Annotated in this window: 13 protein-coding genes; 5 read left to right on the plus strand and 8 right to left on the minus strand. The window is 72.0% G+C overall.

Annotated features, from left to right (window positions below; all coding sequences use genetic code 11):
* The first annotated feature begins 50 nt into the window (after positions 1-50).
* Both LCH29_RS09850 and LCH29_RS09855 read left to right on the plus strand, forming a co-directional pair.
* Positions 51-932, plus strand: coding sequence for a helix-turn-helix domain-containing protein (locus LCH29_RS09850; RefSeq protein ID WP_446461329.1), 882 nt, complete (start codon positions 51-53; stop codon positions 930-932).
* Between the two features lie 14 nt (positions 933-946).
* Entirely contained in the window at positions 947-1141 is a 195-nt protein-coding gene (locus tag LCH29_RS09855) for a DUF397 domain-containing protein (protein ID WP_446461330.1), read from the plus strand.
* 7 nt (positions 1142-1148) lie between these two features.
* Here the strand turns inward: LCH29_RS09855 and LCH29_RS09860 are convergent, their stop codons facing one another.
* From LCH29_RS09860 to LCH29_RS09870, 3 genes are read right to left on the minus strand one after another with little or no spacing between them, the layout of a single operon-like run.
* On the minus strand, positions 1149-2642 hold the full coding sequence (locus LCH29_RS09860; RefSeq protein ID WP_446461331.1) for a tripartite tricarboxylate transporter permease: 1494 nt from the start codon (positions 2640-2642) through the stop codon (positions 1149-1151).
* Between the two features lie 3 nt (positions 2643-2645).
* Positions 2646-3176, minus strand: coding sequence for a tripartite tricarboxylate transporter TctB family protein (locus LCH29_RS09865; RefSeq protein ID WP_446461332.1), 531 nt, complete (start codon positions 3174-3176; stop codon positions 2646-2648).
* Entirely contained in the window at positions 3173-4150 is a 978-nt protein-coding gene (locus LCH29_RS09870) for a Bug family tripartite tricarboxylate transporter substrate binding protein (RefSeq protein ID WP_446461695.1), read from the minus strand. Before LCH29_RS09870 ends, LCH29_RS09865 begins: the two co-directional genes overlap by 4 nt.
* A gap of 186 nt (positions 4151-4336) precedes the next feature.
* Here LCH29_RS09870 and LCH29_RS09875 point away from each other — a divergent pair, with 186 nt between their 5' ends.
* The 3 genes from LCH29_RS09875 to LCH29_RS09885 all read left to right on the plus strand — a co-directional run bounded on the left by LCH29_RS09875 (position 4337) and on the right by LCH29_RS09885 (position 8815).
* Positions 4337-5017, plus strand: a complete 681-nt coding sequence (locus LCH29_RS09875; protein WP_446461333.1) for a response regulator — start codon at positions 4337-4339, stop codon at positions 5015-5017.
* A gap of 64 nt (positions 5018-5081) precedes the next feature.
* Positions 5082-7229 carry a hypothetical protein gene (locus LCH29_RS09880; protein WP_446461334.1) on the plus strand — a complete coding sequence of 716 codons (2148 nt, stop codon included), beginning with the start codon at positions 5082-5084 and terminating at the stop codon, positions 7227-7229.
* Positions 7226-8815, plus strand: coding sequence for an ABC transporter substrate-binding protein (locus tag LCH29_RS09885; RefSeq protein ID WP_446461335.1), 1590 nt, complete (start codon positions 7226-7228; stop codon positions 8813-8815). The genes LCH29_RS09880 and LCH29_RS09885 overlap by 4 nt, the downstream gene beginning before the upstream one ends.
* Positions 8816-8824: 9 nt before the next feature.
* Here LCH29_RS09885 and LCH29_RS09890 read toward each other — a convergent pair whose 3' ends face one another.
* The 5 genes from LCH29_RS09890 to LCH29_RS09910 form a co-directional block, all read right to left on the minus strand.
* Positions 8825-9484: a helix-turn-helix transcriptional regulator gene (locus tag LCH29_RS09890; protein ID WP_446461336.1), complete on the minus strand. Its 660-nt coding sequence runs from the start codon at positions 9482-9484 to the stop codon at positions 8825-8827.
* Positions 9481-10626 (minus strand): threonine synthase, encoded by a 1146-nt coding sequence (locus LCH29_RS09895; protein ID WP_446461337.1) that lies wholly within the window; start codon positions 10624-10626, stop codon positions 9481-9483. The genes LCH29_RS09890 and LCH29_RS09895 overlap by 4 nt, the downstream gene beginning before the upstream one ends.
* An 88-nt stretch (positions 10627-10714) precedes the next feature.
* On the minus strand, positions 10715-11515 hold the full coding sequence (locus LCH29_RS09900; protein ID WP_446461696.1) for an HAD family hydrolase: 801 nt from the start codon (positions 11513-11515) through the stop codon (positions 10715-10717).
* 174 nt (positions 11516-11689) lie between these two features.
* Positions 11690-12493 carry a phosphatase PAP2 family protein gene (locus LCH29_RS09905; protein WP_446461338.1) on the minus strand — a complete coding sequence of 268 codons (804 nt, stop codon included), beginning with the start codon at positions 12491-12493 and terminating at the stop codon, positions 11690-11692.
* A gap of 50 nt (positions 12494-12543) precedes the next feature.
* Positions 12544-13569 (minus strand): LacI family DNA-binding transcriptional regulator, encoded by a 1026-nt coding sequence (locus LCH29_RS09910; protein WP_063735708.1) that lies wholly within the window; start codon positions 13567-13569, stop codon positions 12544-12546.
* Positions 13570-13582 lie beyond the last annotated feature (13 nt).

Raw genomic sequence — 13582 nt, forward strand, 5'->3', positions numbered from 1 at the left:
TTGTCCCAAAGGCGGGCAGACTGCGCGTGATTCACGAAGGGAGTCGCACGATGGGGCTGCGGGCCAACCCGACCCAACGGCAACGACGGCTGGGCGAGGAGCTACGGAAGCTGCGCGAGGCGAGTGGGTTGTCCGCGACGGAGGCGGGAGCCCATGCGGGGCTCGGACGAGCGCACATGAGCCACATCGAGACGGGGCGCACGGCCATTCCGGAAGAGAAACTTCGGGCACTGGCGAAGGCGTACGGTTGCACAAGCCATCCTCTGGTTGAGGGGCTGTGCGAGATGAGTCGGGCCACGGGGCGGGGATGGTGGTCGGCCTACAAGGACAGCCACAACGCTCGGGCCCTCGACCTGGCGGAGCTGGAAGCAGGCGCCGCGGCGCACCGCTCTTTCCAGTGGATGTACGTGCCGGGTCTGCTCCAGACCGCCGACTACATGCGTTGTCTCTTCGAGGGCGGTCAACCGGACGGTCCCGGCGCCATCGCCAAGTACGCCGAGTTCCGGCAGCGGCGGCAACAGGTACTCACCGACGGGCAGCCGCTTCACGCGATTGTCCACGAAGCTGCCCTGCTGATGAAGTTCGTACCTGACGACGTCATGCGCCGTCAGATCGAGCACCTTGTCAAGGTGGCCGAGCTGCCTCACGTACGCATTCAACTACTGCCGTTCAAGGCGGACATCAACTCGGCGACCCCGGGCACTCCCTTCACCATTCTGGACAGCCGGGTGCCGGAGCTGAGCACGGTCTACGTGGAGCATCCGGTCTCGTCCGTGTTCCTCGGCGACCGGGAGCATCTTGACCAGTACGACTCGGCCTTCGAGCATCTGAGTGCGGCAGCCCTGCCGCCCATTGCCCTCCGAGGCGAACGCGAGTCTCATACGAAGAGGGACTCACTCCAGCTCATCCAGCACCTGCTGTACACCTTGTGAAGGGAACCCGGTCCATGCCGTCGTGGCGGAAATCGAGCTTCAGCAGCGGTCAAGCCAGCGCCGAATGCGTCGAGGTCGCGGCCGAGGCCCAAGGTCTCATACTCCTGCGCGAGAGCGACGACCCGGCGGTCGTCATCGCCACGGACCCCGCCCGGTGGGCGGCCTTCGTGCGGGGGGTCAAGCAGGGGGACTTCGACCACCTCGCGTAAGGGTGACTCAGGCCCGCCTCCTCACGCGCGGGAGCAGTTTCCGGATCGCCGGCCAGGCCACGATCAGCAGGATCACCACGTACACGGTCACCGCGAAGGGCGTGTTGACCAGGCCCGTGATGCTGCCGTCGCTGATCTGGAGCGCGCGCCGGAGCTGGAGTTCCGCGCCGGGGCCGAGGATGACGCCGATGACGGCGGGCAGTACGGGGAGGCCGTAGCGCCGCATGAGCAGGCCCAGCAGGCCGATGATGAGCAGGATGACCAGGTCCAGCGGCTCGCCGCCGACCGCGTACGCGCCGACGGCCGCGAAGAAGAGGATGCCCGCGTACAGGTAGGGCCGGGGGATGCGGAGCAGCTTGGCCCAGACCGGGGCCAGCGGCAGGTTGAGGACGATCAGCAGGCCCATGGCGATGAAGAGCGAGGCGATCAGCCCCCAGACCAGGTCCGGTTCGCGCTCGAAGAGCAGCGGTCCTGGCTGGATCCCGTACTGCTGGAACGCGGCCAGCATCACCGCGGCGACGGCCGTGGTGGGCAGGCCGAGCGTGAGCATCGAGACGAGCGTGCCCGCGGCCGACGCGGAGGCCGCCGACTCGGGGCCCGCGACGCCCTCGATGGCGCCCTTGCCGAACTCGTCGCGGTGCTTGGAGAGCCGTTTCTCGGTCACGTAGGAGAGGAACGTGGGGATCTCGGCGCCGCCCGCGGGGATGGCGCCGAAGGGGAAGCCGATCGCGGGGCCGCGCAGCCAGGGGCGCCAGGTGCGGCGCAGTTCGGCCTTGCCGAGCCAGGGGCGGCCGACGGGGATGGGCCGGTCGGGGCGGGTCCGCAGGTGCAGCGCCACCCACAGCGCCTCGCCGATGGCGAAGAGCCCGACGGCGACGATCACGACGTCGATGCCGTCGGCGAGCTGGAGCGAGCCGAAGGTGAGCCGCTGCTGTCCGGTGAGCCGGTCCAGACCGACGAGACCGAGGGTGAGGCCGATGAGGAGCGAGGCGAAGCCGCGGATGCGGGAGCTGCCGAGGACGGAGGTCACGGCGACGAACGCCAGGACCATGATGGCGAAGTAGTCGGGGGCGCCGATGTCGACGGCGAGGTCGGCGACGGTCGGGGCGAGGAAGACCAGCAGGATCGTGCCGATCATGCCGCCCGCGAAGTGCCCGATGGCGGCCGCGGCGAGGGCCTGCGCGCCGCGCCCGGACTTGGCCATGGGATGGCCTTCCATGGCGGCGACCACGGCCGCCGTCTCACCCGGGGTGTTGAGCAGGATGGACGTGGTGGAGCCGCCGAACATGCCGCCGTAGTAGATGCCCGCGAACATGATGAACGCGGCCGTGGGGTCCAGCCCGTACGTGACGGGCAGCAGCAGCGCGACCGCCATCGCCGGGCCGATGCCGGGCAGGACGCCGATCGCGGTGCCGAGCAGCACGCCGACGGCCGCCCACAGCAGGTTGAGGGGGGAGAGGGCGGTGCCGAAGCCGTCGAGGAGGGAGTTCAGGGAATCCATCGGTCAGAGCACCCCCATGAGCGGCCCGCCGGGCAGCGGCACCGCGAGCAGCCGGTCGAAGACGAAGAACGTGACCACGGACAGCACGGCCGCGACGATCGGGTCACGCGAGAAGGAGCGGCTGCCCAGCGCGTACGCGGAGCCCCAGAAGAGCAGCGCGCCGGAGATCGGGAAGCCGAGGGGTTGGATGAGGACGGCGTTGCCGAGGAAGACCCCGGCGAGGAGGAGCACGGTGCGCCAGTCGCCGGGCGCGCTCAGATCGATGTCCTCGCCGCCCTCGGCCTCGCCGCGGCCGCCCCGCAGGACGTCGACGGCGAGCAGGACGGCGACCAGCAGGAGCCCGGCGCCGACGACGACGGGCACGGTCTTGGGACCGACCGGGCCGCGCTGCGCGAAGCTGGCGTCCATGGTGAGGGCGTCGCCGAGGACGAGGACGCCGAGGATCAGCAGCAGCGCGCAGACGCCGAGTTCGGAGCGGCCGCGCAGGCGTTCCGCGAGACCGGTGGGGGGCGTGGGGTCGGGTGCGGCACTCAAAGTCCCAGCTCCTTCAGCACGGTGTCCACGCGCTTGTCCTGCGCGGCGAGGAAGCGCCCGAAGTCCTCGCCCGGCATATAGGCGTCGGTCCATTGGTTGCGCTTGACGGCGTCCTTCCACTCCTGGGAGGCGTGGAGCTTGGCGATCAGGCCGGTGAGCTTGTCGCGTTCGCTGTCGCTCAGGCCGGGCGGGGCGACGATGCCGCGCCAGTTGGTGAACGTCACGTCCAGCCCGGACTCCTTGAGCGTGGGCGCGTCGAGTCCCTTCGGCCGCTCGGCGCTGGTGACCGCGAGCACCCGCAGATCGCCGGACTTGATCTGGTCCAGGTATTCGCCGATGCCGGAGACGCCGAAGGCGACCTTGCCGCCGAGGACGGAGGCCAGCAGCTCGCCGCCGCCGTCGTAGGCGATGTAGTTGACGCTCTTCGGGGCGATCCCGGCGGCCTTGGCCATGAGCATGGGGGCCATGTGGTCAGGGCCGCCGGGCGAGGAGCCGCCGCCCACCGGGAGGGCGTGCGGCTTCTTGCGCCAGTCCGCGAGGAGCTGGTCGAAGGTCCGGTACTTGGAGTTCTTGGCGACGACCACGATGTCCGGCTCCTCGGTGAGCCGGGCGATGGGGGTGGTGTCGGCGAGCGAGGAGGGCGCGTGGTTGGTGTGGACGGCGCCGACGACGCCCAGCCCCATCGACATCGCGAGCTTGCCGTTGCCGCGCTCGGCGACCAGCTGGCTCAGGCCGACGGTGCCGCCGGCGCCGGGGAGGTTGAAGACCTCGATGTTGTCGGCGAGGTCGGCGTCCTCGGCGCTCTTGGCGGCCGTACGGGCGGTGATGTCGTAGCCGCCGCCGGGAGTGTTGGGCACCATGAAGCGCAGGCCCGGAATGTGGGTGCCGCCCGCGGAGCCGTCCCCGGAGCTGATCAGTGGCGGCGCGAGGAGGACGAGCAGGGCCGCCGAGAGCACGGCGAGCGGGGTACGCAGGGCAGGACGCAGCGGCAGGCTCGGACGCTGTCGCACCTGGTGACACCACCTTTCGGACTTGCCTGTGAGGTGCGCCACATGTTGCCTATGGGTTACCGGGCTGTCTCTCTTCCGGTAGTAAAGGACGTTGTGGTCGTTGAGTTCGCGGCGTGATCGCGGGCCTGAACGCGGGAAAGGGGCCGGCCGGTGACGACAGTGCTGGTCGTCGAGGACGACTTCATGGTGGCCAAGCTGCACAGCCGCTTCGTGGCCGCCACGGAGGGCTTCACGGTGGCCGGGGTCGCGCACACCGGGGCCGAGGCGCTGCGCGCCGCCGAGGAGCTCCGCCCCGACCTGGTGCTCCTCGATGTCTACCTGCCGGACATGGACGGCATCAGCGTGCTGCGCGAGCTGCGCGCGAAGGCGGAGGACGGCGGCCACCATGTGGACGCCCTGTTCGTGACCGCCGCCAAGGACGCCCATGTGGTGCGCGAGGCGCTGCGCGCGGGGGCGCTGCACTACCTCATCAAGCCGTTCGACCGGGCCGCGCTCCGGGACCAGTTGCGGCACGCGGCGGCCCTGCGTGCCCGCCTCGACACCCTCGGCGAGGCGCGCCAGGAGGACGTGGACCAGATCTTCGGCGGCCGCCCGCGAGCCTCCCGCGAGCTGCCCAAGGGGCTGGCCCCGCACACCGCCGACCTCGTGGAGCGGACCCTGCGGGCCCACGCCGACGGGCTGTCCGCCGCCGAATGCGCCGAGGCGGGCGCCTTTTCGCGGGTGAGCGCGCGCCGCTACCTGGAGTACTTCGTCGATACGGGCCAGGCCGAGGTCACCCTGCGCTACGGCGGCACGGGCCGCCCCGAGCACCGCTACCGCTGGATCGCCTGATGTCCGTACATGGGGGGCGTGTTCGCCGGGTATAGCGGGGGAAGGGCGAGCCACGGGGGGCACGATGGGGAGCGGCCTGTACAACCTCGATCGCGTCATGGACACGCTGGCTCCGGCGCTGCTCGGGATGCCGCCGGGCGGCGGGCCGTGGGAGAAGCGGCGGTTCCCGGCGGGCGAGCCCGTGGTGGAGGTCGTCGGTGGCCGGGCCACCGGCAGGACGGCGCTGCTGGACGCCCTGTACGACGGCTACCACGCAGCGGTGCCCACGGCCCGGGTGGATCTGGCGGACGCCCCGTACTCGGCGGACGACCAGGGCGACCGCGCCCGGCTGGACACCGCGCACGCGTCGCCGGTGACCAACCTGCTCTTCACCGTCTCCCACCAGCTCGGCTACGAGCGCGACGGCACCAGGCACACCCTGACCTTCCCGCGGCTCTCGCCCGCGCTGCTGGTGATCAGCGCCTGGCGCCCCGAGGCCCGGGACCGCGACGAGGTGCAGCCGCCCGACCTGGTGGCGGCCGAGGAGGAGTTGGGGGAGCTCCTCGCCCAGCGGAACCCCGACGCACAGGCGCGCAAGGTGGTGGTCGGGCGGTGGCTGAACGCGCTGGGCGGGGTCGTGGCGGGGCTGCTGCCCGGGGTGCCGGGGCTCCAGGAGGTGCTGAGCGCGGCCACCGACACCCTCCTCGCCCGCGGCGACGACGGCCGCCACGGCTCGTCGTGGTGGCACTCCCACCTGGACCGTATCGACGGTGACACCACGCAGCGGCTGTTCGCGCTGGTCCGGAAGTTCCGCAGAGGGGGAGCGGACCGGGCCGAGGTGGAGGCCGATCTGATCGCCGCCCTGCTGGCGGACATCGACGGCGCGTACGGCCTCTGGAAGCGCAGGACCCAGCATCCGTCGCTGATCCTGCTGGACAACGTGGACGAGGCGCTGCGGGAGCGCTTCCTCGACCCGTTCGTCGCGCGCTACGCGCGGGACAGCCGGGAGTGGCGCGGGCGCGGGCGCATCATGCTGCCCGTCGTCTTCGCCACCTCGCTCGGGGACGGCTCCGCCGCTCGCGCCCTCACCACCGACGCGCCCCCGTGGACGAAGCCGGAGCGGTGCCCGCCGGAGGCGTGGCTGCTGCGGCTCGGCATCCCCCGGGTCGGCGACGCGGAGATCCGTACGATGCTCGGCGACGCCGTCACGTACCCGCCGTCGCTGCCCGCCGTGATCGCCCGGCTCAGCGGCGGGCGCACGGGCGACGCCCTGGCGCTCGCCGGGGCGGCGACGGCACGGCTGCGCGAGTCCGGCCCCTTCGCCCTCGACCAGTTGCTGTCCCTTCCGTGGCCCGGCACGGACGAACCCGTGGGCGCGCGGCTGGTGGCGCGGCTGCTGCCCGACGGGGGCGTACGGGAGGAGGGCTTGCGGATCGCGCCCGCGCTGGACGCGGAGGCCGCGGCGCGGCTGCTGCGGGCCGACCGGGCGGCGCTGCCCGGCCTCAGCCCCGATCTGCGCGTCAGACGGCTGCGGGACGCCACCCTGGAGCGGCCGCACTGGGACCACCGCCCCTGGCCGGTGCCGCACCCCGGGAAGCCGCCGCTGATCACCGACCGGGCGCTGCGCGCGCTGCTGCTGCACAGCGTGAGAACCGGGGCCGACGAGGCGTCCTGGACCAGCCTGCACGCCGTGGCGGCCGCCCGCTACAACGACGGCGATGTGCGGGCCCGCGACTCGGACCGGCACGATCCGCGCTATCTGCACCACGCGCTCGCCCAGGGCCGCATCGACACCCTGGTGGTGCGGGCGCTGCACCACCGCTATCTGCACCGCGCCCCCGCCGAGTGGCTGAGCGATCTCAACCTCATCGCGGCCGCGCCCCCGGCATGGGCCGGTTTCGCCCCCGAGGATCCGCCCACGGACGGCGTGCCCGACTGCGCGTCCTGCGCGTCCGGCGGCGATCAGCGCGTCCACGCCGCGATCCGGCGGCTGCTGGCCCTCGTCTGGCGGCTGTCCGGGCCGCTGTCGGCGGTGCCGTCGGGCCACCGGGACACCGACCTGGTGCAGGTGCGGACCGCGCTGGAGGCGCTGTGCACCGAGTACGGCAACAGCCCGCGCCGCGAGCGGGCGTACAACGCGTACGTCGACGCCATCGCGGACGGCGGCTGGATCGACGCCCTGGTCAGCGGGGTGCAGGCCCCTGATCTTCCAGTCAAGGGGAGTAGCCGATGACCCATTCCGTGACCCATTCCGTGACCCGTGCCCTGACCCGTCCCCTCAGAGCCGTCCGGAACTGGCACTCCGCCCTTCCGCCGATCCGCCGGGTGCTGAACTGGCTCCTGGTGGGGCTGGTCGTGGGCGGGCTCGTGGCGGTGGGCGTCGTCACGCTGACGCCCGACCGCTCGTGCGGCGCCGGGGTCGACAAGCGCGCGGGCGACGACGAGTGCACGGGCGTCACCGACGGCGGCCACGCCTTCATGGCCGAACTGGGCCCGGTGTCGGACCGCATCAAGGCCGAGAACACGAAGGTCACCAGGAGCGGCAAGGCGTACGCCACCATCGCGCTGATGATCCCCATGACGTTCACCAAGGACGACGTGGCGGAGCGGGCCCAGGTGGTACGGGAGGTCCAGGGCGCCTATCTCGCCCAGTACCGGGCGAACCACGAGAGCGGCGACGAACCCGCGATCCGGCTGGTGCTCGCCAACCCCGGCCGCGACATGACGCGTTGGAAGGAGGTGTCGGACCAGCTCGCCGGGATGGCGCACTCGGGCAGGGACCGGCTGCGCGCGGTCTTCGGGTTCAACCTCAGCGTCACCCGCACCGAGCAGACCATCGCCTATCTGACCAGGAAGAAGGGCATCGCGGTGGTCGGCGGGCCGATCACCGCGGACGACCTGGGCAACGACCGTGGGAACCCCCGGAGATACCCGGGCCTGGCGAAGGTCGTGCCGTCCAACCGTGACCAGGCCAAGGCGCTCACCCACCACCTGAAGGTGCGTCCGCGGGACACCTTCCTGGTGGAGGACACCCACGCGGACGACCTCTACGCGCGATCGCTGCGCGCCGCCTTCCGCGCGGAGACGAAGGGAACGCCGTACTCCGAGCAGTACGACTCGTCGAAGGCCATCCCGAACGACTTCGTCCAGATGGTCAACAACCTCTGTGACTCCCGCGCCACCACGGTCTACTTCTCCGGCCGCCCGCCCGCGCTCGCCCAGCTGATCAGGGCGCTGGGCAAGCGCGGCTGCGCGGACCAGCGCTACCGCGTGGTCACGGTCTCGGGAGCGTCGACGCTGGCGTACGACCCCTCGATGGACTGGGGCGCGTTCTCGTACGGCGCCGGGCTGACCGTCGAGTACGCGACCATCACCCACGAGAGCGCCTGGACCACGGGCAACCCGCCCGGGACGGGCGGTTCCGCGGCCGACTTCCGGGCCCTCAGCACGCTCGTCGGCGGTGGCGACAAGGCCTCCGCGGCCGGTGACATCGGCCCGACCGGGCTCGCCGACGGCCGGACGATCACGACCTACGACTCCGCCACGACGGCCATCGCGGGCATCCGCAACCGCACCACCACCAAGGGGCAGGTGCCGGACCTGGACTCCATCGCGGCGGCGTGGCCGCGGCTGCACGGGGACCAGATGGTGCGCGGGGCGAGCGGCTGGATCTGCCTCAACGGCTATGGCACGCCGTACGACAAGGCGGTGGCCATCGTGCGGCTGTCGCCCAGGAAGGACCGGCACATCGAGTTCGAGAAGCTCGCCTGGCCGGACGGCCACCCGCCCGCCGAACAGTGCACAGCCGCACCGGACTGAGATGGCGCTTCACGGCGCGCGCAGATAGTTGTAGACCGTGGCGCGGGAGACGCCGAGGAGTTCGGTGACGACCTGCACCGAGTGCTTGACCTGGAGGAAGCCACGGGTCTGGAGGGAGCGGACGAGTTCCTTCTTGGCAGCGGTGCCCAGGCCGCGCGGGGTGTGGCCGCGGGCGGCGGCGAACTCCTCGACCACGGTGCGCAGTTCGGTGACCGTACGGGCCCGCAAGGTCTCCATGAGGGGCTGTTCCTGATCGTCGGTGCGCACCAGGTTGGTGAGGCTGCGGGCGACGCTGGCGAAGAGGGAGACGTCCAGGTTGAGGCAGATGGCGGCGACGTAGGTGCCCGCGCTGTTCTTGATGCCGATGGAGGTGCTCTTGGCCGGGCGGCCGTCCGGGAAGCGGTTGGCGTAGTTCTGGACGATGCCGGGGAAATCGCAGTCCTCGATGCGGGCGAGGCCGAGTTCGGTGGCCGGGTCGCCGACCGACCGGCCGGAGAGATTGGACTCGATGGCGCGGATGGCCTGGTCGGGGCGGCGCAGATCGTGCAGCACCACCTCGCACAGGCCGGGGAACATCCGGCCGATGGCGGTGACGATCTTCTCGGCCTCGCGCAGCAGCAGTTCGTCCTCGGCGCTGCCGCGTGGCTCCTCGTCGGCCGTTTCGGTCATCGTGGGCCCTCCGGGCCGAACAGGGCGCCCATCGTCGTCGCCGCCTTCAGCCCCGAGCCGGTCAGCAGGACGACGGTGGTCTCCCCGGGGCGGATCGCGCCGCGGGCCCGGAAGACGTCGATCGCCGCGGCCGCGGTCGCGCTGGTCGGCTCGGCGTACAGGCCTGTCGCGGCCAGCCTGCGGACCGCGGCGACGATGGCGTCCTCGGGGATGGCGGCCATGTCGCCGTCCGAGCGGCGGATCGCGCTCACCACCTCCGGCAGCCGGACGGGTTCGCGGATGGCCGTGCCCTCGGCGATGGTCGGGGAGAAGGCGGGGGCGGCCGACTCGCCGTGGAACGCGGCGTGGATGGGGGCGCAGTTGGCGGGCTGGGCGACCAGCAGCCGTGGCCGCCGGGCGATCTGGCCCGCGGCCAGCAGCTCGCCGAAGCCGAGGTCGCAGCCGAGCACGGTGGACCCGGCACCGGCCACGGTCACCACGGCGTCGGGGGCGGTGAAGCCGAGGTCCTCCCACAGCTCGTACGCGAGGGTCTTGGTCCCCTGGAGGAAGAAGGGGTGCCAGTTGTGGCTCGCGTAGTACGTGGCGGCCGACTGGCGCAGCGCCTCGGCGGCGGTGGCGTCCCGGTCGCCGGGCACCAGCTGGATGTCGGCGCCGTACGCCCGGCTCTGGAGCACCTTCGCGGGGGAGGTCGACTCCGGGACGAGGATCCGGGCCCCGATCCCGGCGGCGGCGCAGTACGCGGCGACGGAGGCACCGCCGTTGCCGGAGCTGTCCTCGATGACCTCGCGGACGCCCCGCTGGGCCAGCAGGGAGATCATCACGCTGGTGCCGCGGTCCTTGAAGCTGCCGGTGGGGCTGAACCACTCCAGCTTGAAGCGCACCCGACCCTCGCCCCAGTCCTTTTCGACCAGTGGCGTGCATCCTTCACCCAAGGACACCGGGGCGTCGATGCGCACCGGGAGGGCCGCTCGGTAGCGCCACAGCGACCGGGCCCCGGTGTCCACCTGCGCGGGGGTGATGCCGGGCAGTGCGGAGACGGTGAGGGGCGCGCCGTCGTCGCCGCACCAGCGCGGCTCGTCGATCGGATACGAGGCGCCGGAGCGCTCGTCGACGTAATGTGGGTCAGCTCGCACCTTGGACATTCTGTGTAGTTGTATAACCATCGTCAAGGTCCCGGAAGGCGACTCAAGCCAGGAGCAAGCCGGGATCAAGATGCGCTCAAGCGGTCGCTCAAGCGGTCGCGACGTGCGCGAACAGCCGTTCCACCACCACCGCCACCCCGTCCTCGTCGTTGCGCGGCGCCACCTCGTCGGCCAGTGCGATCAGGTCCGGGTGGGCGTTGCCCATCGCGACCCCGTGCCCCGCCCAGCCCAGCAGCGGAATGTCGTTCGGCATGTCGCCGAAGGCGATCGTGTCCGCGGGGGCGAACCCCATCCGCTCCGCGGCCAGTCCCAGCCCCACCGCCTTGGTGATCCCCGCGGGCAGCACCTCGATCATGCCCTTCTCCGAGTGGGTCACCGACACCTCGCCCGCACCCGCCAGCGCCGCGGCCGCCGCGACCCGGTCGTCGGCCACCGACCGGTGGCGCATCAGCACCTTCTCGATCGGCCGCGCCCACAGCGCCTCCCGGTCCGCCATCGCGTCCCAGCCCGGCCGCCGCCCGTCGGCGAACCCGGCCGTGACCACGAAGCGGTTCTCCGGCGCCGCGGTCACCACGGCCAGCTCCAGCGGGCCCGCGGCCAGCGCCTCCTCGGTGCGCGCCACCACCGACCGGGCCAGGTCGCGGTCGAGCGCGGCCGAGACCAGCAGCCGGTCCGCGGTCGCGTCGTACAGCTGCGCGCCCTGCCCGCACACCGCGAGCCCCTGGTAGCCGATCGCCACCAGGAACTCCCGGCAGGACGCGGCCGGGCGGCCGGTGACGACCAGATGCCGGGCCCCGGCGCGGCCCGCGGCGGCCAGCGCGGCACGGGTGCGCTGCGAGACCGTCAGATCGCCGCGCAGCAGGGTGCCGTCGAGGTCGGTGGCCACCAGCCGGAAGGGCGGCCCGGCGGCGCGGGGGCGGGGGAGTAAGGCTCCGGGGGCGGGAGTGGCAGAAGCGCCAGATGTGGCGTCGGCGATGTACACGGTGCATCAGAATGGCGGGTCGGCCGGGGCCGATCAAACCGTGCAGGCAGGCGCCGATCAGGCCGGGCAGGCAGACGCCCCCTAGGCCGTACGCAGCTCGCGCTCGGGCGCCCGCCGCCGCCCGGCCACCTGCTTCGGCAGCCGGTACGGCAGCGCCCCGTACCAGGCGTACGACAGCCCGAAGCCGAAGGACAGGCAGATGATGCCGCCGACCGCGTCCATCCAGAAGTGGTTCGCCGTCGCGACGATCACCAGCAGCGTCGCCGTCGGGTACAGCAGGCCCAGGACCCGCACCCACACCGGGCGGGCCAGGGTGGCGATGGTGAGGCCGCACCACAGCGACCAGCCGATGTGCATCGAGGGCATCGCCGCGTACTGGTTGGACATGGTGGCCAGGTTCCCCGAGGCCATCGAGCCCCAGGTGTGGTGCACCACGACCGTGTCGATGAAGTGCCCGCCGTGCATGAGCCGGGGCGGGGCCAGCGGGAAGAGGTAATAGCCGAGCAGGGCCACGCCGGTGGTCGCGAAGAGGGCCAGCCGGATGGCGGCGTAGCGGCCCGGGTGCCAGTGGTAGAGCCACACCAGCACGCTGAGCGTCACGATGAAGTGCAGCGTGGCGTAGTAGTAGTTCATGCCGACGATGAGCCAGCTGATCGAGTCGCTCGCATGGTTGACACCGCGTTCGAAGGCCATCCCGAGCCGGTGCTCCCAGTCCCAGATCCAGCCCGCGTTGCGCAGCGCCTCGGCGCGCTGCTCCGGGACGGCGTTGCGGATCAACGAGTACGTCCAGTAGCTGACCGCGAGCAGGACGATCTCGAACCAGAGCCGGGGCCGCCGCGGCGTCCGCAGCCGGTCCATCGCGGTCCGAGAAGTCGCTTCACCCATAGGGCAACAGTCTGCCAGAGATGTCCGATACGGGGTGTGCTTATGTCCCGTTACGGGCGGGCGCCGTGCGCCGCGGCGGTGGACCCGCGGACCACCAGTTCGGGCAGGAAGACGAACTCGCTGGGCGGCGCCGGGGTGCCGCCGATCTCCTCCAGCAGCGCCCGCACCGCCGCCTGCCCCATCGACTGCACCGGTTTGCGGATGGTGGTCAGCGGCGGGTCGGTGAAGGCGATCAGCGGGGAGTCGTCGAAGCCCACCACGGAGACGTCCTGAGGAACCCGCAGCTCCCGCCGCCGGGCCGCGCGTATGGCGCCCAGCGCCATCATGTCGCTCGCGCACACCACCGCCGTACAGCCCCGGTCGATCAGCGCGCCCGCCGCCGCCTGACCGCCCTCCAGGGTGTACAGCGAATGCTGGATCAGCTCCTCGGACTCCTCGGGCGCCACCCCCAGCCGGTCCCGCATCGCGTGCTGGAAGCCCTCGATCTTCCGCAGCACGGGCACGAACCGCTTGGGCCCGAGCGCGAGCCCGATCCGGGTGTGCCCGAGGGAGACCAGATGAGTGACGGCCAGCAGCATCGCCGCCCGGTCGTCGGGGGAGATGAACGGCGCCCGCACCTTCGGCGAGAAGCCGTCCACCAGCACGAACGGCACGCCCTGGCCGCGCAGCTGGTCATAGCGCTGCATATCGGCCGAGGTGTCCGCGTGCAGCCCGGAGACGAAGATGATCCCGGCCACGCCGCGGTCCACCAGCATCTCGGTCAGCTCGTCCTCGGTCGAGCCGCCGGGGGTCTGGGTGGCCAGCACCGGGGTGTAGCCCTGCCGGGTCAGCGCTTGCCCGATCACCTGGGCGAGCGCGGGGAATATCGGGTTCTCCAGCTCGGGCGTGATCAGTCCCACCAGCCCGGCGCTGCGCTGCCGCAGCCGCACCGGCCGCTCGTAGCCGAGGACGTCCAGGGCGGCGAGGACGGACTCGCGGGTGGCCGACGCCACCCCCGGCCTGCCGTTGAGGACGCGGCTGACGGTGGCTTCGCTGACCCCCGCCTGAGCTGCGATGTCAGCAAGCCGTGCGGTCATGGATTGGGACCTT

This window comes from Streptomyces sp. BRA346 (assembly GCF_052851135.1).

What these genes read in the sequence shown, in the direction of transcription:
- LCH29_RS09890 (WP_446461336.1), bottom strand. Translation starts at nt 9,484, where the DNA reads ATGACCGAAACGGCCGACGAGGAGCCACGCGGCAGCGCCGAGGACGAA.
- LCH29_RS09850 (WP_446461329.1), top strand. Translation starts at nt 51, where the DNA reads ATGGGGCTGCGGGCCAACCCGACCCAACGGCAACGACGGCTGGGCGAG.
- LCH29_RS09855 (WP_446461330.1), top strand. Translation starts at nt 947, where the DNA reads ATGCCGTCGTGGCGGAAATCGAGCTTCAGCAGCGGTCAAGCCAGCGCC.
- LCH29_RS09860 (WP_446461331.1), bottom strand. Translation starts at nt 2,642, where the DNA reads ATGGATTCCCTGAACTCCCTCCTCGACGGCTTCGGCACCGCCCTCTCC.
- LCH29_RS09905 (WP_446461338.1), bottom strand. Translation starts at nt 12,493, where the DNA reads ATGGGTGAAGCGACTTCTCGGACCGCGATGGACCGGCTGCGGACGCCG.
- LCH29_RS09880 (WP_446461334.1), top strand. Translation starts at nt 5,082, where the DNA reads ATGGGGAGCGGCCTGTACAACCTCGATCGCGTCATGGACACGCTGGCT.
- LCH29_RS09895 (WP_446461337.1), bottom strand. Translation starts at nt 10,626, where the DNA reads ATGTCCAAGGTGCGAGCTGACCCACATTACGTCGACGAGCGCTCCGGC.
- LCH29_RS09885 (WP_446461335.1), top strand. Translation starts at nt 7,226, where the DNA reads ATGACCCATTCCGTGACCCATTCCGTGACCCGTGCCCTGACCCGTCCC.
- LCH29_RS09910 (WP_063735708.1), bottom strand. Translation starts at nt 13,569, where the DNA reads ATGACCGCACGGCTTGCTGACATCGCAGCTCAGGCGGGGGTCAGCGAA.